The sequence below is a fragment of the Streptomyces sp. NPDC006207 genome (genome assembly GCF_040613835.1).
In the GTDB taxonomy this organism is placed as follows: domain Bacteria; phylum Actinomycetota; class Actinomycetes; order Streptomycetales; family Streptomycetaceae; genus Actinacidiphila.
In genome coordinates this window covers 236,439-257,496 of sequence record NZ_JBEXSX010000001.1, presented here as the reverse complement: position 1 = coordinate 257,496, position 21,058 = coordinate 236,439, and the positions used below count along the sequence as shown (strand labels likewise).

At 75.3% G+C, this 21,058-nt stretch carries 21 protein-coding genes and 1 pseudogene; 12 read left to right on the top strand and 10 right to left on the bottom strand.

The window, feature by feature from the left end; genetic code table 11:
* Positions 1–144: 144 nt before the first annotated feature.
* Positions 145–576, top strand: a complete 432-nt coding sequence (locus ABZ312_RS01205) for a hypothetical protein (protein WP_500331928.1) — start codon at positions 145–147, stop codon at positions 574–576.
* Positions 577–715: 139 nt separating this feature from the next.
* On the opposite strand, the gene ABZ312_RS01200 is transcribed toward ABZ312_RS01205, so the two are convergent.
* The gene (locus ABZ312_RS01200) at positions 716–1,825 is read right to left on the bottom strand and encodes a hypothetical protein (RefSeq protein WP_500359596.1); all 1,110 of its coding nucleotides are present in this window, start codon (positions 1,823–1,825) and stop codon (positions 716–718) included.
* Between the two features lie 115 nt (positions 1,826–1,940).
* Positions 1,941–2,342: a VOC family protein gene (locus tag ABZ312_RS01195; protein ID WP_499513022.1), complete on the bottom strand. Its 402-nt coding sequence runs from the start codon at positions 2,340–2,342 to the stop codon at positions 1,941–1,943.
* 167 nt (positions 2,343–2,509) lie between these two features.
* Here ABZ312_RS01195 and ABZ312_RS01190 point away from each other — a divergent pair, with 167 nt between their 5' ends.
* A complete protein-coding gene (locus ABZ312_RS01190) occupies positions 2,510–2,860 on the top strand; it encodes a hypothetical protein (protein ID WP_500331875.1) in 351 nt (116 codons plus the stop codon).
* A gap of 33 nt (positions 2,861–2,893) precedes the next feature.
* Here the strand turns inward: ABZ312_RS01190 and ABZ312_RS01185 are convergent, their stop codons facing one another.
* Positions 2,894–4,165, bottom strand: a complete 1,272-nt coding sequence (locus ABZ312_RS01185; protein ID WP_500436095.1) for a ferritin-like domain-containing protein — start codon at positions 4,163–4,165, stop codon at positions 2,894–2,896.
* 310 nt (positions 4,166–4,475) lie between these two features.
* Here ABZ312_RS01185 and ABZ312_RS01180 point away from each other — a divergent pair.
* A pseudogene (locus tag ABZ312_RS01180) lies at positions 4,476–4,867 on the top strand (cysteine hydrolase family protein).
* Positions 4,868–4,948: 81 nt separating this feature from the next.
* A complete protein-coding gene (locus tag ABZ312_RS01175; RefSeq protein WP_500359594.1) occupies positions 4,949–5,254 on the top strand; it encodes an ANTAR domain-containing protein in 306 nt (101 codons plus the stop codon).
* A 14-nt stretch (positions 5,255–5,268) separates the two neighbouring features.
* Here the strand turns inward: ABZ312_RS01175 and ABZ312_RS01170 are convergent, their stop codons facing one another.
* From ABZ312_RS01170 to ABZ312_RS01155, 4 genes are all read right to left on the bottom strand, one after another.
* Positions 5,269–6,129: a SigB/SigF/SigG family RNA polymerase sigma factor gene (locus ABZ312_RS01170; protein WP_500331883.1), complete on the bottom strand. Its 861-nt coding sequence runs from the start codon at positions 6,127–6,129 to the stop codon at positions 5,269–5,271.
* Positions 6,130–6,325: 196 nt separating this feature from the next.
* Positions 6,326–6,616: a DUF3817 domain-containing protein gene (locus ABZ312_RS01165; RefSeq protein ID WP_500331885.1), complete on the bottom strand. Its 291-nt coding sequence runs from the start codon at positions 6,614–6,616 to the stop codon at positions 6,326–6,328.
* Between the two features lie 2 nt (positions 6,617–6,618).
* Positions 6,619–7,053 (bottom strand): hypothetical protein, encoded by a 435-nt coding sequence (locus tag ABZ312_RS01160; protein ID WP_500331887.1) that lies wholly within the window; start codon positions 7,051–7,053, stop codon positions 6,619–6,621.
* A gap of 16 nt (positions 7,054–7,069) precedes the next feature.
* The gene (locus ABZ312_RS01155) at positions 7,070–7,738 is read right to left on the bottom strand and encodes a DJ-1/PfpI family protein (protein WP_500331889.1); all 669 of its coding nucleotides are present in this window, start codon (positions 7,736–7,738) and stop codon (positions 7,070–7,072) included.
* Between the two features lie 178 nt (positions 7,739–7,916).
* On the opposite strand from ABZ312_RS01155, the gene ABZ312_RS01150 reads away from it, so the two are divergent.
* The 3 genes from ABZ312_RS01150 to ABZ312_RS01140 all read left to right on the top strand — a co-directional run bounded on the left by ABZ312_RS01150 (position 7,917) and on the right by ABZ312_RS01140 (position 11,557).
* A complete protein-coding gene (locus ABZ312_RS01150; RefSeq protein WP_500331891.1) occupies positions 7,917–8,858 on the top strand; it encodes a GlxA family transcriptional regulator in 942 nt (313 codons plus the stop codon).
* 186 nt (positions 8,859–9,044) lie between these two features.
* Positions 9,045–10,019: a lysylphosphatidylglycerol synthase transmembrane domain-containing protein gene (locus ABZ312_RS01145; protein WP_500331893.1), complete on the top strand. Its 975-nt coding sequence runs from the start codon at positions 9,045–9,047 to the stop codon at positions 10,017–10,019.
* A 164-nt stretch (positions 10,020–10,183) separates the two neighbouring features.
* On the top strand, positions 10,184–11,557 hold the full coding sequence (locus ABZ312_RS01140; RefSeq protein WP_500331895.1) for an amidase: 1,374 nt from the start codon (positions 10,184–10,186) through the stop codon (positions 11,555–11,557).
* Between the two features lie 31 nt (positions 11,558–11,588).
* Here ABZ312_RS01140 and ABZ312_RS01135 read toward each other — a convergent pair whose 3' ends face one another.
* Positions 11,589–12,959 (bottom strand): serine hydrolase domain-containing protein, encoded by a 1,371-nt coding sequence (locus ABZ312_RS01135; protein WP_500331897.1) that lies wholly within the window; start codon positions 12,957–12,959, stop codon positions 11,589–11,591.
* 193 nt (positions 12,960–13,152) lie between these two features.
* Between ABZ312_RS01135 and ABZ312_RS01130 the strand changes: the two genes are divergently transcribed.
* The 3 genes from ABZ312_RS01130 to ABZ312_RS01120 are packed head-to-tail and all read left to right on the top strand — an operon-like array spanning position 13,153 to position 17,113.
* Entirely contained in the window at positions 13,153–13,845 is a 693-nt protein-coding gene (locus ABZ312_RS01130; protein WP_500331899.1) for a FadR/GntR family transcriptional regulator, read from the top strand.
* Positions 13,842–15,254, top strand: a complete 1,413-nt coding sequence (locus tag ABZ312_RS01125; RefSeq protein ID WP_500436093.1) for a tocopherol cyclase family protein — start codon at positions 13,842–13,844, stop codon at positions 15,252–15,254. The genes ABZ312_RS01130 and ABZ312_RS01125 overlap by 4 nt, the downstream gene beginning before the upstream one ends.
* Positions 15,251–17,113, top strand: coding sequence for a GMC family oxidoreductase (locus tag ABZ312_RS01120; protein WP_500331902.1), 1,863 nt, complete (start codon positions 15,251–15,253; stop codon positions 17,111–17,113). The genes ABZ312_RS01125 and ABZ312_RS01120 overlap by 4 nt, the downstream gene beginning before the upstream one ends.
* A gap of 4 nt (positions 17,114–17,117) precedes the next feature.
* On the opposite strand, the gene ABZ312_RS01115 is transcribed toward ABZ312_RS01120, so the two are convergent.
* Complete coding sequence (locus ABZ312_RS01115; RefSeq protein ID WP_500436091.1) at positions 17,118–17,633, bottom strand: PaaI family thioesterase; 516 nt, start codon at positions 17,631–17,633, stop codon at positions 17,118–17,120.
* A gap of 10 nt (positions 17,634–17,643) precedes the next feature.
* Positions 17,644–19,323: an aa3-type cytochrome oxidase subunit I gene (gene ctaD, locus ABZ312_RS01110; protein ID WP_500331906.1), complete on the bottom strand. Its 1,680-nt coding sequence runs from the start codon at positions 19,321–19,323 to the stop codon at positions 17,644–17,646.
* A gap of 95 nt (positions 19,324–19,418) precedes the next feature.
* Here ctaD and ABZ312_RS01105 point away from each other — a divergent pair, with 95 nt between their 5' ends.
* Both ABZ312_RS01105 and ABZ312_RS01100 read left to right on the top strand, forming a co-directional pair.
* Positions 19,419–19,961, top strand: coding sequence for a sigma-70 family RNA polymerase sigma factor (locus ABZ312_RS01105; RefSeq protein ID WP_500436089.1), 543 nt, complete (start codon positions 19,419–19,421; stop codon positions 19,959–19,961).
* Positions 19,958–21,001, top strand: coding sequence for a CU044_5270 family protein (locus tag ABZ312_RS01100; RefSeq protein ID WP_500436087.1), 1,044 nt, complete (start codon positions 19,958–19,960; stop codon positions 20,999–21,001). The genes ABZ312_RS01105 and ABZ312_RS01100 overlap by 4 nt, the downstream gene beginning before the upstream one ends.
* The last annotated feature ends 57 nt before the right edge of the window (positions 21,002–21,058 follow it).

The following is a 21,058-nucleotide window of genomic DNA, read 5'->3' as shown; positions in this document are numbered from 1 at the left end:
TTCTGGACGTACACCACTCGCGGCTTTAGCGTTCATATGCATCGGCCTTTTCCGTGAATGCCGTGGCAATGGCGCCGCGCTCATCGGACGGCACACAACGCTTCGCACGGAACAAGGCGAACGCCGGAGAGGTGGACAATGAGCATGGACGCCGTGTGGGTCCGTGGCGTGAACGGGCTCCAGATGCACCACGTCACCGACCTCCAGGACGCCGGCAGGTTCCTGGGCAACGCAGCCATGGCCCTGCGGGCCGCCCACGTGCGGACCGGCGCAGAGCACTACGAGGGCCTCGCCGCCGAGCTCAAGGCCCTGGTCACCCGGGTACGGGAACTGGAGGACCAGGCCCGCTCCGCGATGCACGAGCTGCACGAGACCGACCCGGAGCGCTTCGTCCGCTGCCGCGAGGGCCACGAGCCCTGGCCCGGCGAGATCCAGGCCGGGTTCATCCCCCGCCACACCTGCCGCGACGAGTGCCTCTACCACGACCGCGGCGTGCTCGAGGCGATCACGCAGTGCACCTGCGGCAGGCCGCCCTGCCAGGCCTGCGAGATCGGCGGGAAGCCCGTGATGAACTGATCCACCGCACTTCGCGGCCGCCCGCCCGGGCGGCACGAGGGCCCCGGCCTCCGACGAGGCCGGGGCCTTCGTCATGCTCACCGCCCCGATCCGGAATCCCGTACCGCGACGCCCGGATCCTGTCGCGCGACCGGGCCGGCTACGCGAGGAGGCTGAGCAGCAGCACGAGGACGACCAGCGCGCCCGCCGCGATCGCCAGGCCGCGGGTGACCCGGCTGCGAGAGGGCAGCCCGAGCACCTCGATGCCGGTGGTCCCGGGGAAGGCGTAGAAGACGCGGTCGGGGTCGGTGGGGAGGGTGATGCGGGCGAGGGGCAAGTGACGCAGGACGACGCGGCGGTGGGCCTCGCCGGCGCGCGGGGCGAGGTGCGGGACGAGCGCCTCGGTGTGCGTGGCGTCGAGGTCGCCGGGCAGCGGGTCGTCACCGGTCAGCACCTCCTTGCGCCACCGGCCCGACCGATGGGTGCGGCGGCGGACGAGGAAGGGGGGCCGCTTGCGGGGACGGCGCACCAGTTCCTCGCGGCTGCGCTGCTCGATGAGGCCGCCGACCCAGGTGGTGACGACCCCGCTCCCCCCGCAGGCGTCGTGCGCGACGGTGCCGCCGCCCTTGCACTTGGGGCAGTCGACGAGTCCCGTCCCCTTGCACTGGGCGCACTGCGTGCGGCCCCGCCCGGCACAGGTGGGGCACGCGGCGTCGGGGCGCCGGCACTTGGCGCAGCGGACGCGTCTGGGGACGGTGCGGGACGCGGTCGCCGCCGCGGCGCGGTCGCCGGCGCGGTCCTTGCTACGCGGCCGCGGTCTGCCGGTGCCGTCGCACTCGGCGCAGGACTCCAGTCCGCGGCAGTCGGGGCAGGCCGTGGTGGGGTCACAGGGGAGCCGGCCGCGGCCCTCGCAACGCCTGCAGGCCCATTCGCCGTTGCCGCACTCGCAGGTGTTGTGGCGTACGGATCCCTCGCGCACGAGCTCGATCCGGCGCAGGGTGCCGTGCTCCCCGGGCGGGCCGGGCCGGTGGCCGTCGAGGTGCGTGTAGGTGGCGAGCGCGGAGAGGTCCTTGCGGCCCTTCTCGGTCCTGGCGGTCTCCGTGCGGGTCTCCGTCGTGCGGCGGATGCGGCAGTCGAGGAGGGAGTGCCAGGTGAGGTCCGCTCCGGCGCAGGAGCCGGGGCGGACGGCGCCGCCGTCCCCGGACAGGTGCCGCGCCAGGGCCTGGAGCATCTCGTCGTCGGACGGTGCACCGGACGGGTCCTCGGCCATGACGACCACTCCCCTCGACGGGCGCGAGGCGCGCTGTCGGCAGGGTACGGGGGACCTGACGCTCCATCAAGATCCGGGACGGGGAGGGATCTTGCGACCCCTCCCCGCCGCCCGCTCAGCTCTCGCCGGTGGTGCTGCCGCTCCCGTAGGGACGGGTGATGACCTCCATGCCGTGCCCGGCCGGGTCCATGAAGTAGACGCCGCGGCCGCCGTCGTTGTGGTTGATCTCCCCGGGCCGCTTGCCGTGCGGATCGGCCCAGTAGGTGAGTCCGGCCTCCTGGATCCTGCTCAGGATGCCGTCGAACGCGGCCTCGGGGACGAGGAAGGCGTAGTGCTGCATGACGATCGTCTCCGCCGGGACGGCGGCGAAGTCGAGGGTGACGCCGTTGCTCAGCTGCAGGGGGACGAACGGGCCCCATGCCTCGCCGGCCCGCAGGCCGAGGATGTGCGCGAGGAAGTCGGCGGATTCCCGGTTGTCCCGGGCGTGGACGATGGTGTGGTTCAACTCGACTGACACGGTGGGATGCCTCCGTAAGGCATTCTCACGGGCACCTCCATGCCTCACCCGGCCGGTGACCGGCACGCGATGCCGTGTCTTCGATCCTATGCCGGGACGTAATCCGGTGGGCCGGGGACCGTCGCGGCCCGTACGGTGGACGGCCGGACCGAGCGGGGAGGAAAACGATGACGGACACGGTGACGCTGTGGCGCCCCACCGGGCCGGAGGAGCTGGCCCTGGTCGAGGCGTCGGGGTGGCGGGAGTGGCCGCCGCGGCTGCCCGAGCAGCCGGTCTTCTACCCGGTGCTCGACGAGGACTACGCGATCCGGATCGCCCGCGACTGGAACGTCCCCGCCTCCGGCGCCGGTTACGTGACGCGCTTCGAGGTCGAGGCCGGGTTCGCCGCCCGCTACCCGGTGCGCCAGGTGGGCGGCCGGACGATCCTCGAGCTGTGGGTCCCGGCGGAGGAACTCCCTGAGTTCAACCGGCACATCGTGGGCCGGATCGAGCTCGTCCACGAGTTCCTGGGCACGTAGCGGCGGGGCCCCGGGCAGGCGCCGCCGCCGCGCTCACGCCCGGCGTCCGCGGGACCCGCTGCCCGCGGACGGGGGCTGCCCCGCATCCGGAGCGACCGGGCGGAACTGGGGGCCGTAGGTGTGGCGCCCGTCGCCGAGCGGGATCTCCATGAGGGCCAGGGCGGGCTCCTCCAGCTGCTCCATCGTCTTGATCGCGCGGTTGAGCGCGCCGTGGTCCGCGGACTGCCAGGCGGCCTCCAGGTCACGCAGCAGTTCGCCGTAGGCGCTGTCGAAGCGGCGCAGCAGCGTCGCGGCCTCGCGCGGCGGGTGGGGCCAGCCGCCCCGGGGGACCACGCCCATGGGGTGGACGTCCGGGAAGGGGACGGGCGGCCCGCTGAACGCCCACACGCCGTCGGCCTCCTCCAGGGTGCGGCCGTGGTAGATCTCGGCGAAGGCGTAGTAGTGCGCCACGTCGCGGTGGCCCCCGGTGGCCTCGCCGGACGGCGCCTCGGGGGAGGCCGAGCTGCCCTCGCCCTGCTCCTTGATGATCTCCACGGCGGCGACGACGTCGTCCAGGTTCCGCATCGGACGCAGTTCGTCGGGGCCGATGCGCTGGCCCATCTGACCGCGGACGCTGAGCTCGGGGCGGTGGTCGAGGAAGGCGGTGACGAGACCGTCGTAGAAGTCGCCGATGGTCGGCGGCCCGGCGGACGGCTCGGGCAGCGGGGACTCCGGGGTCTCGATGGCCATGAGGACGTCCCGCACGTACGCGCGGGTGAGCCCGGAGAGGTACACCGTCAGGTTGCTGCGCACGCCGCCGGGCAGGGGCGCGGGGTACTCGGGGGTGACGGAGGCGATCCGCGGCCGCCCGCCCACGGCGACGAGCATGTTGCAGGCCAGCCCCATGTGGAACATCTCGTCGGTGACGATGCCGCGGATCAGGTTGGCGACCGTGTCGGACCGGTCCCGCACCGACCACCAGGCGCACAGGTAGGGCGGGATGGTGGCGAGTTCCAGCTCCACGGCCACCTGCAGGGCCTGCCGCAGCCAGTCGTCACGGCGGGACGGCGCGGGGACGGCCAGCAGACGGGCGACCATGCCGTGGGCGGCGGTCGCCGCGACGCCGGGAGCGGCCATCGGTGCCGCGGCGGCCGCGGCCGGGACCGCCGCCGCCGGCAGCGACGGTGCGAGCGGGGCCGCGTGGGCGGCGGTGCCGAGGACGGCGGGGCTGACGGCGGCCGCCGCGGCCGACTTGACGAAGCCCCGGCGGTCGAGGGTGACCGCGGTCCCGTGCTCGTTGTCCTGGTCGTCCACCGGTCCCGTCACACAGGTCTCCGTCCCCGAGAAGAATGGCGCGCGGGAGCCGGCACTCGGCGGACCCGCGAGGCTGGCGAAGCTACCAGCCGGGCCCCGGCCCCCGGGCCCGCGACGCCGCGCGCGCCGTGCCGTGCCGCCCGTGCGGCCCAACGGTCCCCGGACGCCGCCCGCCGACGGGCCCCACCGCCCGCCTGACCTGGGCGCCGCGCCCGGCGCGGGCTCCACGGCGGGGGCGGGAACGGGCGTACGCTGCCCGGCGCCCCCTCCCGCACCCGAGGACGCCCAGGCATGCACGACACCGGCGACGCGACCGCGCTCCGTGATCAACACCTATGAGCACGAGGACGCCGAACTGCTGCTCCCAGCGGTGCGCGAGGCGTTGCCCGGGGTGCGGCGGCTGATCTCGCGGGCCCGGGAGGAGGGCGTGGACGTCATCTACGTCAACGACAACTTCGGCCGCTGGCGTTCGCACCACGACGAGATCCTCGACATCGCCCTGGCGTGGGCCGCCTGGTGCTGTGCGGACAGGTGACCGAACAGTGCGTGCTCTACTCCGCGCTGGACGCGCACATCCGCCGCGTGCCCACCGCGGTGGCGCCGGACGCGGTCGCACACATCCACCGGGACCTGGCGGACGCCGCGCTGCGGATGAGGGAGCGCAACATGGGCACCCTCGTCGCGCCCTCGTCCGGGATCGCGCTGCGCGCCTGAGCCCGGGCTGCCGGGTCATCACCTCCCGTACCCGTATGGGATCGTACATTCGGGGCATCCGGACCTCAGGAGGTGCTGACGATGGTCCCCCTGCCGGCCGGTCCCGAGGACGACGCGGAGAGCGAGATCGGGCGGCTGCGCGCGGAGAACGAGCAACTGCGTCGCGCCCTGGGCAGCCGGTCGGTCATCGACCAGGCCGTCGGAATGGTGATGGCGCTGACGCCCTGCCCCGGCGACGTGGCCTGGGCGGTCCTCGTCCGGGCCTCCCAGTACGGCAACGTCAAGCTCCGCGACGTCGCCGCCGCGCTCGTGGCGAGCGCGGGGGGCCGGCCCCTGCCGGCGGACGTCCGGCACGCCCTCGGACGGGCCATGCGTCCGTCCGGCTGACCGGGCGTTCCGCGTCAGGCCTCGCCGGCCGCCCGGGTGTTCCCGCTGTTCCCGCTGTGGTCCTCTGCCGCCTCGACCTCCTCGCGGAGGCGGCGGCAGGTGCGGCTGATCAGCCGGGAGACGTGCATCTGGGACAGACCCAACTGGTCGGCGATCTGGGTCTGCGTCATGTCGCGGAAGAACCGCAGGTAGAGGATCTTCCTCTCGCGCGGCGGGAGTTCGCGCAGCCGCGGCGCGACGGCCACGCGGTCCACGACGGAGTCCAGGCACGGGTCCTCGGCGCCCAGGGTGTCGAGGAAGGTGCGGCCCTCCGTGCCGGGGGTGGCGGAGTCCAAGGAGGCGGGGACGAAGCTGTCGAGGGCCTCCATGGCGACCAGCACGTCCTGCTCGCTCATGCGGGCGTGCGCGGCGATCTCGGCGACGGTCGGGGTGCGCCCCTTCGTCCCGACGAGTTCGTGGTGGACGGTACGGACCCGGCTCCGGAGCTCCTGGACCCTGCGGGGGACGTGGACGCCCCACAGGTGGTCGCGGAAATGACGTTTCACCTCACCGACGATGGTGGGGACGGCGAAGCTCTCGAAGGCGCTGCCGCGTGCGGGGTCGTAGCGCTGCACCGCCTTCACCAGGCCGAGCGCGGCGACCTGCCGGAGGTCCTCGGTGGACTCGCCGCGGTGCCGGAAGCGGCGTGCGAGCCGATCCGACATCGGCATCCAGGCGATCACGACCTGCTCGCGCAGCGCGTCCTTCTCCGGGCCGTCCGGGAGCGCCGCGATCCGCCGCAACGCCTCCGCGGTGTCCGGGGTGTCGTCATGCGGACGCGGGCGGGCACCCGGGTGCGGGTGCGGATGCCTGGTACGGGGCTGTCGGGCGGCCATGGCTGGTCCTGCGCCTTCCTGCGGGGGTCCGGGAGCCGCGCCGCGCAGGGCGTGCCGTACGGGAGGACACGCTCGGCGCTCCGGGGCCCGGCCGGGGCGCCCCGCGCGTGCGTGCCTCCCTTCCGAAGCACGGGGAGCGCCTGCCCGAGGCGGCGGGGCGCAAACCCCCGCACCGCGGCCCGGTGGTGATCGGCCGTCAGGGGGCGACGAGCCGCCGGAGCGCCAGCAGGCCCCCGACGCCGGGGACCACGGCGAGGAGCCGCACCGCCGTCGTCGAGCCCTCGGCGCGCACGGCGGTGAGGACGGTGAGGAGGTAGGCGCAGCCGTGGACGGGGCCCATCAGGGACGAGACGGGCCTCCAGTGCGCTGTGGCGAGGTTGACCAGCAGCACGACGAGGGAGAGCAGTTCGACGGCGGCGGCCGCACGCAGCGGGCGCGGCGCGGTCCTTGCGGGCGCGGCCGGGGAACCGGTCGGGGAGGAGGCCACGGTCACGCTCCCGTCGAGGAGCCGGGGCGGACGATCATCAGCACGGTGACGGTCGCCCACAGCAGGTTGAACATCCCCGTGGCCATGCCCAGTCGGGCGGCCGTGCGAGCGGACGCCGTCCCGTCCGCGAGCCCGGCCAGGACGGCGCGCTGCCGCGGCAGGACGACCCCGGCGAGAAGGGCGGCGGCCAGCGCGGTCAGGACGATCGAGACGATCAGCCACACGTCCCCGAGCACCCCCATGCTCGACGCGGTGGCGAGGCCGAAGACCGGGACGACCACGCCGACGGCGGCGTACACGCGGCAGATCCGGTGCAGCAGTCCCGCCGTGTCGGGGGCGCGGCGGACGGCGGGGGGAAACATGCTGGCGGCGACCGTGACGGGTCCGACGGCGACGATCGCGGCCAGGACGTGGACGGCGAGAAGGAACTTGGTCATGTGCGCTTCCCCCTCCTCACGCGCCGGCCGGGCCGGCGAGGACGGGGCCCTCGGCGCGCCACACCACGCCCCGGCGTTCGTGGGCGAGCAGCCGTTCCACGAAGTGGGCCACGCGCGGGCCGCTTTCGCGCTCCAGCAGGTGGAGGGCGAGGTCGAGCCCGGAGGTGACGCCGGCCGAGCTCACCAGGTCCCCGTCGTCGACCACCCGGGCGTCCACGACGGTGGCGCCCGCCGCCCGGAGACCGGCCGTCCCGAGGTGGTGGCCCGTCACAGGGCGCCCGCCGATCAGGCCCGCCATGGCGAGCAGGAGCGAACCGCCGCACACCGTGGCCACGGTGACGTCCGGCCGCTCCAGGGCGGTGCGCAGCAAGGGCGGCAGCCCGGTCCGCAGCGCCCGGGCGAGGACGGCCGGGACCGTGTCGCCGTCCTCGCCGTCGCCGTCCTCGCCGTCGCCGTCCGCCGCGGGGATCCGGCCCGCCGCTCCCGGTACGACCACCAGGCCGCCGCGGCCCGGGTCGAACGCGGCGGCCGCCCGCAGCGACGGCAGCCCCAGGCCCGCGGGCACCTCGCGGGCCCCCTCCGCCGACACGAGCCCGGCGCGGATGCCGCCGGCGGTCAGCACCTCCAGGGGAGCGATGACGTCCAGGGGGTCGAACCCGTCGTACAACACGAACTGAGCGAGCATCTGGGGCCTTCCGGGAGCGGTGCGGGACGCTCCCGACGCTAGGCCCGGAGCCGCATCGCCAGAAGTGGCGGGATTGCCACTTCCCAACGGATTCCCGCCAGCCCTGTCATCAGCACGTGCGGGATGCCACCCAGCTCACAGGCTTGGCGGGAATTCGTCGCCTCTCTACCATGGAGCCATGCACACGGTGGTCGTCCTCGCCCTCGACCAGGTCATCCCCTTCGACCTGGCGGCCCCGATCGAGGTGTTCTCCCGCACCCGCCTGCCCGACGGCCGCCCCGCCTACCGGGTGCGGATCTGCGCCCCCTCGCCCGAGGTCGACGCCGGGCCCTTCGTACTGCGCGCCCCGTACGGACTGGAGGCGCTGGCCGAGGCCGACACGATCGTCCTGCCGGGCACGGCCGACCCCTCGGTGCCGGTGCCCGGGGAGGTGCTGCGGGCGCTGCGGGCGGCCGCCGCGAACGGCACCCGGATCGCCTCGGTCTGTGCCGGGGCCTTCGTGCTCGCCGCCACCGGGCTGGTGGACGGCCTGCGGATCACCACGCACTGGGTGGGCGCGCGGCGGCTGGCGGAGCTCCACCCGGAGGTGACCGTCGACCCGGACGTGCTCTACGTCGACAACGGCCAGTTCCTCACCTCCGCGGGCGCCGCCGCCGCGCTCGACCTGTGCCTGCACATGATCCGCAAGGACCACGGTTCCGCCGTGGCCGCCGACGCCGCCCGGCTGTCCGTCATGCCGCTGGAACGCGAGGGCGGCCAGGCCCAGTTCATCGTCCACGAGCAGCCCCCGGCGCCGGCCGGGACCACCATGGAGCCGCTGCTGCGCTGGCTGGAGGAGAACGCGGACCGCGAACTGGCGCTGGAGGACATCGCCGCGCACGCCGGGACGAGCACCCGCACCCTCAACCGCCGCTTCCGCGAGCAGACCGGCACCACCCCGCTGCAGTGGCTGCACCGGGCCCGTGTCCGCCGGGCCCAGTACCTGCTGGAGACCACGGACCACTCGGTGGACCGGATCGCCGTCCAGGCCGGGTTCGGCTCCCCCACCGCCTTCCGCGAGCGCTTCAAGCGGGTCGTCGGCACCAGCCCGCACGCGTACCGGCGGGCCTTCCGCGGCTGACCCCTGCCTCGCCGCGCCCGGCCCGCACCCGGCCCGCGCCCGGCCCGGCGCCGTTCCGCCATCCGGGGACGGGACGGACGTCAGCCGCAGGACACCCGCAGGTCGCGCGGACCGGGCATGAAGGGGCGACAACACCTGGCGACAACACCTGCGGACAGGCGCGCGACGCGCGGGGGCGAGCGGACCATGGGCATCACCACCACGACGACTCCACACCTCCTGAGCGGCGCGACGCTGCGCCGGATCGCCTGCCTGGCCCCGATCGTGCTGGTCGGGTGGTGGGTGGCCCGGCACTGGCAGCTGATCGCCGACGGGGGCCGCGGGCTGCTCGACGCCAACCGGGGCTGGCTGCTGGCCGCCGTGGCGGCGACCGGGCTGGCCTGGGTGGCGGTGTCGTTCATGCGGCAGGGCACCGTCCTGGAACGGCTGCCGGCGGGACGGCTGCTGGCGACGCAGTTCGCCGCGGGCGCCGCGAACCACCTGCTGCCCGCGGGCATCGGGGCGAGCGCGGTCAACCTGCGCTTCATGCGGGCGTGCGGGCTGCCACCCGCCCGGTCTGCGGCAGCCATCGCGCTGTACTTCCTGGCCGAGTGCGTGGGCCGCGCGACGCTGCTGGCCGTGCTGCTCGCCGCGTTCCCGCACGCGCTGCGGCTCGACGGACTGCTGCCCGACGGCATCTCCGTACCCGTCGGCCCGGCGGCGGGGGCGGCCGCCGGGGTCTGCGCGGTCGCGGCGGTCGTGCTGGTCGCCGTACCGGGGCTGCGGCGGGTGGTGGTCACGTTCCTGGCCACGGCGTTCACCGATGCGCGGACGCTGCACGCCCGGCCGTCGCGGGCCCTCGCGTTGTGGGGCGGCTCGCTCGCCTTCCCCGCCCTGCAGGCCGCCGGCCTCGTCGCGGTCACGATGGCCCTGGGCGTCCCGGTGCCCTTCGCCCACGTCGCCGTCGCCTACCTCGTGGCCAGCGTCGCGGCGGCGGCGCTGCCCACCCCCGGCGGCGTCGGCTCCGTCGACGCGGCCCTCGTGGTGACCCTCGTCGCCACGGGCGCCTCCCTCGCCGCGGCCACCTCGGCCGTGCTCGGCTACCGCATCGTCACGGTGTGGCTCCCCCTCGTCCCCGGCGCGCTGGTCCTGGGTGCGCTGGTCCGCCGGAAGGTCGTCTGACCCCCACGCCCCCGCGACGCGCGCCCCGTCCGCTCGAGCGCCGCCCGCCCGCGCAAACCCCGTGGTGGCGGCGGGGCGGCGCGTGCCAGGCTGGCCGCGGGGACGGGGCACGGGAGGGCGGAGCACTGGAGCTGCACGAGTACGCGGAGCGGGACGCGACGGGGTTGCGGGAGCTGATCCGCGCCGGCGAGGTGAGCGCGGGCGAGGTCGAAGCCGTCGCGCGCAGGGCCCTGGAGGCGGCGGATGCGGAGCTCAACGCGCTGACGCTGCCGCTGTTCGACCCTGCGCCCGCGCACCGGGCGGACGGGCCGTTCGGCGGTGTGCCCTTCGTGATCAAGGACGGTGGGCCCTTCGTGCGGGGCGTGCCGTTCACCCTCGGCAGCCGGGCCCTGCGGGGTGCCGTGGCGGATGCCGACCACGATCTGATGACCCGCTTCCGCGGGGCGGGCCTGGTGGCGCTCGGCCAGAGCACCGCGCCGGAGTTCGGCCTGAGCTTCGCCACCGAGCCGGTGCGCTACGGGCCGACGCGCAACCCCTGGGACCCGGGGCGCGGGGTGGGCGGGTCGAGCGGCGGGTCGGCCGCGCTGGTCGCCGCGGGGGCGGTGCCGGTGGCGCACGCCAACGACGCGGGCGGTTCGATCCGCATCCCGGCGTCCTGCTGCGGGCTGGTCGGGCTCAAGCCGAGCCGGGGGCGCACCCCGTGCGGGCCGCTCGCGGGTGAGGCGGCGTTCGGGCTCCAGGTGGAGTTCGCCGTGACCAGGACGGTACGGGACGCCGCGGCGCTGCTCGACGCCGTGGGCGGGCCCTCGTACGGCGACAAGTACCCCCTCCCCGCGCCCCCGTCGCCGTACGCGCGGGCGGTGCGCTCCGACCCGGGGCGGCTGCGGATCGCCCTGACCACCGCCGCCTGGACGGGCACGCCCGTGGATCCGCAGGTCGCCGCCGTCACCGTCGACGCGGGCAAGGTGCTGGAGTGGATCGGGCACCGCGTCGCCGAGGACACACCGCGCCTGGACGCGGACGACCTCGTGGAGGCCACCGCGCTGGGCGCGTTCGCCAGTGGCGGCGCGCTGCTGCGGGCGGCGCCGCGCCTGGACCGCTCACTGCTGGAGGCGGTGTCGCGAGCGGTGCTCGCCGAGACCGAGGCGTGCACGGCGCTCGGGCTGATGGCGGCGGTCGACGCGCAGCACCGCGTGACCCGCGCGGCGGGCCGCTTCTTCACCGCGTACGACCTGCTCGTCACGCCGACGCTCGGCGCGCTCCCCGCGCCGCACGGCACCCTCGGCCACGACGACCCCCGGCACACGGTGCGCTCCTGGCTGCGGGAGCTGTTCGCGTACGGGCCGTTCACGGCGGCCTTCAACGTCTCGGGGCATCCGGCGGTGAGCCTGCCGCTCGGCCAGAGCCGCGAGGGGCTGCCGGTCGGGGTGCAGCTCGTCGCCGCCCAGGGCCGGGAGGACCTGTTGCTGGGCGTGGCCGCGCAGTTGGAGCAGGCCGTCCCCTGGCGGGACCGCAGGCCGCCGTTCCTGGTCGGCTGACCCCTTCCCGCGCGAGCGGGGCAGCCCGCGCTCAGCTGCTGCTCGGGCTGGTGCCGGTGCCGTTGGTGGGCGGGAAGGCGTAGACGTGGCCCGGGGTGACGATCTTGGTCATCGCCTCGGCGAAGAGGCTGCTGGGCTCGTTGCCGCCCACGGCGGTGTCGGTGTTGAGCAGCACGACCATGGTCGCCTTGGCGTCGGGCAGGTACACGGCGGTGCTCTGGTAGCCGGGCAGCGATCCGTTGTGCCCGATCCAGCCGTGGTTGTCGAAGAGGCCGAGGCCGTAGCCGATGCCCGGGTACGAGGTGGGGAGGAAGGTCGTGCGCTGCGCCTGGGTGGCCTTGCTGAGCAGGGTGCCGTCGGCGACGATGCGGGCCCAGGCCCGCAGGTCCTGCTGGTCGGAGATCATCGCGCCGGCGGCCCAGGCCCAGGAGGGGTCCCAGTTGGTGGCGTCGCCTTCCTTCCCGTCCTTGGTCTGCCGGGTGTAGCCGCGGGCGTGCGGGTTCGGGAAGGCGCGCCCCGCGGGGAAGACGGTGTGCTTCAGCTTGGCCGGATCGAGCACGTCGCGCCGCAGGTAGTCGCCGAACGGCATGCCGCTCGCCTTCTCGATCACCAGGCCCAGCAGGACGGTGTTGGTGTTGGAGTACTGGAAGCGGGAGCCCGGGGTGGCCTGCGAGGGGTGCTGGAAGGCGTAGGCGAGCAGCTCGGCGGGGACGAACCCCCGGTTGGGGTCGGCCTTGAGGGCCTTCTGGAAGTTCGGGTCGTCGGTGTAGTTGTAGAGCCCGCTGCGCATCTCGGCGAGCTGCCGCAAGGTGATGGCGTCGCCGCCGGGCACGCCGTCCACGTACCGCGAGACGGGGTCGTCGAGTCCGGCCTTCTTCCGGTCGACGAGGGTCAGCAGCGCCGTCACGGTGAAGGTCTTGGTCTCGCTGCCGATCCGCATGTTGAGGTCGGGCGACATGCGCGCCTTCGACTTCGTGTCCGCCACGCCGAGGGCGCGTACGTAGGAACCCTTGCCTGGGGCCCACAGCCCCACGATCGCGCCGGGCACACCGGTCCTCTTCAGGGTGTCCGCCATCGCGCCGTCGAGCTTCTCGACGACGTCGCCGGAGAGCGCCGGGAAGTTCCCGCCGGCGCCCGGTGACCCGCTGGGGGAGGCCTGCGCGGGGGACGCGGACGCCGGGGAGGCGGAGGCCGGGCCCGCCGTGCGGTCCTCCTCCTCGGCCCGCGCGAGCGGCGAGGCCGGAGCCGACCTCGCCGTCCGGGTGGCCTCGGGGGAGCGGGTGGTGTCCGCGGGCCCGCCGCACGCCAGGGCCGTGGGGAGCGCGGCGGCGGCCAGGACCGCGGCGACCGCCTTGCGCACGGTGCCGCGGAGCCTGGGCGGACGGGCGCACGGGTGCGTCATGTCAGTGCCTTTCGGCCGTGGGGACGGGGCGGGGCGGGGGCACGCCATCGCGAACGTAAGCCGCCGGCCGCGGTGCGGCGACCGGGCGGCGGGCGGCGCGCGGCCGAGCGGGTGACGTCCGTTGGGGGGGCGGGTCTTGACGGTGCGTCGGGTCATTGGTTGAGTGGCTCATCCACTGACCCATGGAGGTGTGATGGAAGCGCTGCCGCGCACGTCGATCGTGGACGTCCTGGAGGACCGGATCCGCGAGGAGATCCTCACCGGCCGCCGTCCCGCGGGGACCCTGCTGCCGCCCGAGCGCACGCTGGCCGAGGGGTACGGCGTCACCCGCACCACCCTCAAGCACGCCTTCGGGCGGCTGGTCCAGGCCGGACTGCTGGAGACGCGGCACGGCGTCGGTACCAGGGTCCGGGACTACGAACGCCTCGGCGGCGCCGACCTGCTGCCCATGCTCGTCCGGCACGACGCGCGCTGGCTCTCCGAGATCTTCGAGGTGCGGCGCGGGGTGGGCGCCCTGATCGCCGGCGCGGCGGCGACCCGGGCGAGCGGCGCCGCACGGACCCGGCTGCGGGACCGGGTGGAGGCCGTGCGCACGGCCGGGGACCCGGACGCGGTGCAACTGGCGGACGCCGAGGTGCACCGGGCGCTGGCCCGCGCCACCGGCAACCGCGTCTACGTGCTCCTCACCAACACCCTGTTCAACGCCTACCTGCCGATGCGCCGTCACCTCGCCGGCCCCTTCCAGGACGCGGAGGAGGCGTACGGACGGCTGGCGCCGGTGGTCGCCGCGGTGGAGGAGGGGGACGGTGCAGCCGCCCGCGCGGCGGCGGAGGCGTATCTGACGGCGACCGAGGAGATCATGCGCGAGGGGCTGAAGTCCCGGTGAGCGCGGGACGGGGGACGGTCTTCGCCGAGACCATGACGGGGACCGTACGGCTGCGCGGCGAGGACCGGGAGCGGCCGGTACGGCTGGAGCTGACGGCGCGCAGCGACGACCTCTTGCTGCCGCACCGTACGACCGTGGCCCGCGCCACCGGTCGGCTGCGCATCGCGGGCCGCGCCGACGCCGCCGCCACCGGCACGCTGGAGGTCTCGCCGCTGGCCCGGCGGCGCATCCACTACCGGCTGGAGTTCGCACTCGACGGCGAGCGCTGCCTCCTGGAGGGCTGGAAGTCCGTCACCCCGCGGCGGCCGCTGGCCTCGATGACCACGCTGCCCTTCACCCTCACCGCCGGGGACGTCCCGGAACCGGCCGGCACGGGCACGCTGCGCTTCCGCACGGCGTCCTCGCTCGTGCCGTTCCTGGCGAGCTTCCGCTTCCCCCGCCGGGACGACCCCCGGGCGCAGTGGGCACCGCGCTGGGACGGCGCCGCGGGCCGCACCGAGGTCTGGTACACCACGGCCACCGACCCCGCGACGGGCACCGGCCTGTGGCTCCACCACGAACTCGTCGCCCCCGCCGACGGATCCCCCGCCTTCGCCCACGGCTGGGCCGCCGTCTTCCCCCCGGACGGCAAGGGCCCGGTGGAGCACGCCCGCTTCGGCCCGTCGCCCTGGCGTCCCGCGACGGGCGCCGAGGGGTTCACGGCCGACGGCGTCGAGGCCGTCCCCGGCCGGCTACGCGGCACGGCGGGCGACCTCGCCTGGGACCTCACCGAGGACGCCGGCGCCGAGCAGCCGCTGTACACCTTCCCGCGCTGGTCGTGGCGGCATCCGCTGCTGCCCGCCGCGCAGCTCGTGCCGTCGCCCCGCGCCCGGTACACGGGCACCGTCCGCCACGGCGGGGGCGAACTCGGCCTGCGGGCCGCGCCCGGGGCCTCGGCCCGCATCTACGGCCATGGCAACGCCCGGCGCTGGGCCTGGCTGCACGCCGACCTCGGCGACGGGGACGTGCTGGAGGTCGTCGCCGCCGTCTCCACCCGCCCGGGCCTGGACCGGCTGCCTCCGCTGGTGTTCCTGCGGCTGCGCAGGGACGGCCGCGACTGGCCGCGCGGCGGCCTGCGCCCGGCCCTGGGGCGCGCCGGCCTCGGCCGCTTCACCGCCGAGATCGGCCTGCCGCGCTGGACGGTGACCGGCCGCGCGGGCGGGCGCCGGATCACCGTACGGGTCGACCAGCCGGCCGAGCGCACCCTCGCCCTCGACTACGCCGACCCCGACGGCTCTCCCGCCGTGTGCCGCAACAGCGAGACCGCCGACGCCCACGTCGTGCTGGAGCGCAGGGGCCGCGGCGGCTGGCGCACCGAGGCGGAGTGGACGCTCGCCGGCACCGCCCACGCAGAAGTGGGCGACCGGTGAGCGCCGCCGTCCGCGGCCTGGTGGCGGCGCTGCTCGCCGACGCGGGCGACGGCGACTGGACCACGGGCGTGCCCCACCGGCTGGACGGCCTGCTGGCGGCGATGCCCGCGCGGACCCGGCACGGCTTCCGCGCCGCGGCGGCCGCGGTGGACGTCTACGCGGCGGCACGCACCGGGCGGCGGCTGGACCGGCTGGGCCCGGGGGAACGGGAACGGGTGCTGGCGGGCCTCGCCGCGCGGCCCGCGCTGCTGCCCCTGCTCGACGTGGTGAAGGTGCCGGTGCTGCTGGCGGCCGGCACCGAACGGCTGCTGGCGCAGCCGCCCGGCGCCACGGCGCCCGTGGCGCCGGAGGACCCTGCGCTGGACTGCGTGCCCGCCGGCGAGTGGCCGGACCGCTCCCGCGCGGACGCCGTCGTCGTCGGCTCGGGCGCCGGCGGGGCGATGGCGGCGCGCACCCTGGCACGGGCGGGACTGCGGGTGGTCGTCCTGGAGGAGGGCCGGCGGCACACCACCTCGGAGTTCGGACGGCGGGCCCCGCTCGACCGGTTCGCCGAGCTGTACCGGGACGGCGGCGCGACCCTCGCCCTCGGCAACCCCCCCATGGTCGTGCCGACCGGGCGCGCCGTCGGCGGCACGACGGTCGTCAACTCCGGCACCTGCTACCGCACTCCGGACCGTGTGCTGGCCCGGTGGCGCGAGGAGCACGGGCTCGGGGACCTCGCGGACCCGGTGGCCTTCGGCGCGTACCTGGACGAGGTGGAGCGCACCCTGCGCGTGGCCCGCCAGCCGCAGGACGTGCTGGGCCGCAACGGCGCCCTCGCCCTGCTCGGCGCGGGCGGCCTCGGCTGGCGCGCGGCGCCCCTGCGGCGCAACGCCCCCGGCTGCCGGGGCTCGTGCCAGTGCGTGGTGGGCTGCCCGTCCGGGGCGAAGCAGAGCGTCCAGCTGTCGGTGCTGCCGCAGGCGTGCGCGGCCGGGGCCCGGATCGTGACCGGCGCCAACGTGCGGCGGGTGCTCACCGAGCCCGACCGGCCGGGCGGCCCGCGCGCCTGCGGTGTGGCGGTACGGCGGGCGGACGGCAGCGAACTGGAGATCCTCAGCCCGCTGGTCGTGGTGGCCGCGGGCGCCCTGCGCACTCCCCCGCTGCTGCGCCGCTCCGGCCTCGGCGGCCACCCCCGGACCGGCCGCAACCTGGCCGTGCACCCCGCCACCAGCGTCGCCGGGCGGTTCGCCGAGCCGGTCGCGGACGGCGGCCCGGCGGTGCTGCAGAGCGTCGGCGTGGAGGAGCTGCACGAGGACGGCATCCTCGTCGAGGCGACCGCCCCGCCGCCCGGCATGGGCTCGTTCGTGCTGCCGGGCGTAGGCCGGGAACTGCGCGCGGAGCTGGAGGACTCCGGACGGCTGGCCACGTTCGGCGCGATGATCGCGGACCGGCCCGGCGGACGCGTCCTCGGCCGCGAGGGCGGCCTGCTCCGCTACGACCTCGACCCCCGCGACGGCCGCCGACTGCTGCGCGCCGTCCGCGCGATGGGCGACCTGCTCTTCGCCGCCGGGGCCGAGGAGGTCCTCACCGGCGTCCCCGCCGCGCCGCGGGCCCGTACGCCACGGGAGTTCGCGTCGGCCCTGGAGGGGGTGACGGCACGGCAGCTGCACCTGTCGGCCTTCCACCCCACGGGCACCGTCGCCCTCGGCGCGGACCCGGAGGTGGCGCCGGCCGACCCCGCGGGCCGGCTGCGAGGTGTGCACGGGGTGCTGATCGCCGACGCCTCGGCGCTGCCCAGCTGCCCCGAGGTGAACCCGCAGCTCAGCATCATGGCGCTGGCCCTGGCCGTCAGCGAGGGCGCGGTGCGGGCGGCCGGCTGAGCGGTCAGCGGGGGCGCAGCACCGCGCAGGTCGTCGTGCCGTGCGCGTAGAGCTTCCCGTCGGCCGCGCCGGTCACCCGGGCCTCGGCGGTGGCCGTCGTCCGGCCGACGTGGAGCGCCACGCCCTCGCAGCGCAGCGTGGACGTCCCGGGGAGCACCGGCCGGATCATGTGCACCCCCAACTGCACGGTGATGTACGCCGATCCGGCCGGGAGGTGGCTCATCACGGCCGATCCGAGCGCCGAGTCCAGCAGGGTGGCGAGGAAGCCGCCGTGCACCGTGCCCATCGGGTTGAGCAGGTGGTCGCCGGGGTCGCCCTCGAAGACCGCGCGCCCGTCGCCGACCTCGACGAAGCGGAAGCCCAGGGTGCTCATGATCGAGGACTCGGGGAAGCGGCCGTCGATCGCGCCCTGCAGGACCTCACGCCCGGTCAGCGCCAGGAGTTCTGGAGTGGGATCGGGGCGCGGCTCCCAGGTGTGGGTGCGCGAACGGGTGGCGGTGGCGGCCTCGTACGTCGTCATGGCACCGACGCTAGGCGTCGGCCCGGCTCGTCGGCAGTGGCGTATCCGGCAGCTTGGATACCGTTCCCGACACGGCCCCCGGCACCCCTGCCGCGCCGTGGCGCAGGTCGAAGGCGGGCGACTCGGACCTGATGCGCGGGAGCGTGAGGAAGTTGTGCCGCGGCGGCGGGCAGCTCGTCGCCCACTCCAGCGAACGGCCCCAGCCCCACGGGTCGTCCGTCCCGACCGGCTCGCCGTACTTGGCGGTCTTCCACACGTTGTAGAGGAACGGCAGGATCGACAGGCCCAGCAGGAAGGAGCTGATCGTCGAGATGGTGTTCAGCGTGGTGAAGCCGTCGGCGGCCAGGTAGTCCGGGATGCGCCGCAGCATGCCCTGCGTGCCCAGCCAGTGCTGGACGAGGAAGGTGCCGTGGAAACCGGCGAAGAGCGTCCAGAAGGTGATCTTCCCCAGGCGTTCGTCGAGCATCTTGCCGGTGAACTTCGGCCACCAGAAGTGGAGTCCGGAGAACATGGCGAAGACAACGGTGCCGAAGACGACGTAGTGGAAGTGCGCCACCACGAAGTAGGAGTCGGAGACCTGGAAGTCCAGGGGCGCCGACGCCAGGAGCACCCCGGTGAGCCCGCCGAAGACGAAGGTGACGAGGAAGCCGGTCGCCCAGAGCATCGGCGTCTCGAAGCTGAGCGAGCCCTTCCACATCGTGCCGATCCAGTTGAAGACCTTCACCCCGGTCGGTACCGCGATGAGCAGCGTCATGAAGGAGAAGAAGGGCAGCAGCACGCCGCCCGTGACGTACATGTGGTGCGCCCAGACCGTCGCCGACAGTCCGGCGATCGAGATCGTCGCCGCGATCAGGCCGGTGTAGCCGAACATCGGCTTGCGCGAGAAGACCGGTATGACCTCGCTCACGATCCCGAAGAAGGGCAGCGCGATGATGTAGACCTCGGGGTGCCCGAAGAACCAGAACAGGTGCTGCCACAGCAGCGCCCCGCCGTTCGCCGGGTCGAATATGTGCGCCCCGAACTTGCGGTCCAGCTCCAGCGCGAGCAGCGCCGCGGCCAGCACCGGGAAGGCCATCAGCACCAGCACACCGGTGAGCAGCACGTTCCAGGTGAAGATCGGCATCCGGAACATCGTCATGCCCGGGGCACGCATGCAGATGATCGTAGTGATCAGGTTGACCGCGCCGAGGATGGTCCCGAAGCCGGACAGCGCCAGCCCCATGATCCACAGGTCGCCGCCCACGCCCGGCGAGTGCGCCGCGCCCGACAGTGGTGAGTAGGCGAACCAGCCGAAGTCGGCCGCGCCCTGCGGGGTGAGGAAACCGCCCACCGCGATCAGCGAGCCGAAGAGGTAGAGCCAGTACGCGAGCATGTTGAGCCGGGGGAACGCGACGTCGGGGGCACCGATCTGCAGCGGCATGATCCAGTTCGCGAAACCGGCGAACAGCGGGGTCGCGAACATCAGCAGCATCACCGTGCCGTGCATCGTGAAGAGCTGGTTGAACTGCTCGTTCGACATGACCTGCAGCCCGGGGCGGGCGAGCTCGGCGCGCATCAGCAGGGCCATCACCCCGCCACCGCAGAAGAAGGCGAACGCCGTACCGAGGTAGAGCGTGCCGATGGCCTTGTGGTCGGTCGTGGTCAGCCATGCCACGGCGGACGCCGTGCGTCGCGGGAACGTGAGCCTCATGCCCGGTAGGTGTCCGGGCCCGCCCGCGGCGTCACGCGGGGAACGTCACAGCGGCGGGGTGTGATGATCGGTCCCGTGGCGGACACCAAGCGGTCATGAGCACGGACGAGACGCGGTCACAGGCGTTCGCCGCTGCCTACCGCGAGCACTACTGGGCGGTCAGCCGCTACGTCGCCCGGCGGACGGCCGGGCGGGCGGCGTACGACGAGGTGGAGGAAGTGGTGGCGGAGGTCTTCGCCGTCGCCTGGCGGCGGCGCGCCGAGCTCCCCTCGTACGCGCTGCCCTGGCTGTACGGCGTCGCCCGCAACTGCCTGGCCAACAGCGTGCGCGGGCAGGGGCGGCGGCGCAGGCTGCTGGACCGGATCGGGAACCACGAGACGGCGCACGGCACGCACCTCGTGCCGAGCCCCGGCACCGAAGCACCCGGCGCCTGGGTGCACGAGGCACTGGGGCGGCTCGCGGCGGCCGACCAGGAGGTGCTGCGGCTGACCGCCTGGGAGGAGCTGGAGGTCGGGGAACTGGCGGTCGCCCTGGGCTGCGGGCGCTCCGCGGCCGCCATGCGCCTGCACCGGGCGCGCCGCAGGCTGCGCGAGCAGATCGACCGCATGGGGATGACCGTGACCCAGGAGGGGCCATGACCGAGCTGGAGCCGGAGCTGGAGCTGCTGCGCCGGGCCGATCCCGTGCCTGCCGGCGATCCGCGCTGGCGCGACCGCCCCCTGGACGCGCGGGCCGAACTCGGGCTGCGGCGGCTGCTGGCCTCCGGACCGGCACCTGGAGCAGCAGCCGGAGCGGCACCCGTCCCCGCGCCCCGACGGACCGCCCGCCGGGTGGGCGGCCTCGTCACGGGCCTGGCCGCGGTGGCGGCGACCGTGGTGGCCGTCCTGGTCGTCGTGCTCTCCGGGGCCGGCACCACCCCGGCGGTCGCCGCCCCCGTGGCGCTGCGTCCGCTGGCCGGGTCGCGGGAGGTCCCGCTGACCGAGGTGGCCGGCGCGGCCAGGGAGGCGGCGGCGCGGGGCGGCGGCCCGGGCACCCGCCGCGGGAGCCACGTGATGATGTGGAGCATGGGCATGGAGGCGGGCCCGGGCGGCCGCCCGCCCGTCACCCTGCCCGAGGAGCACCTCACCCGCTGGAACGCCGACGGCAGCGGCACCGAACTGGTCGTCGCCACCGACCCGCGGCATCCCGGGGAGCCGGTGATCAGCGACTCCGGCGGCTCCCCGCACACCGTCGCGGACGGCGAGGTGCTGCACCGCGCCGCGTACCCGCCGGGCACCCTCCCCCCGTACGGCCGCTCGGGGACCGAGCCCCCGGACTCCGCGGAGGAGCTGCGGGCGTACCTGTCCCAGGTGTACGGCTGCGCCTGCGCCGGCACCCCGGAACTGGTGGACGCGCTGGCCTCGCTGCTGCGGGACTGGACGCCGGGGCCCGCCGGCACCGCCGCGGTCGACGAGCTCCTCGCCGCCGCCCCCGGCCTGCGGCCTGCCGGTACGGTCACCGACCGGCTGGGCAGGCGGGGCCAGGCCTACGTCCACGACGCGGCCGGGCTGCGCCGCATGGTCGTCCTCGACCCGGCCGACGGGCGCGTCCTGGGGATCGAGGAGACGTACACGCAGGACCAGCCCGAGTACCGGGTGAAGGCCGGCGACGTCATGTCGTACCAGGCCTGGATGGACTGACGCCCGGGGCGCGCAGCGCCGGGACGGGGGGCGGGGCCCGGCGCCCCGCCCCCGCGC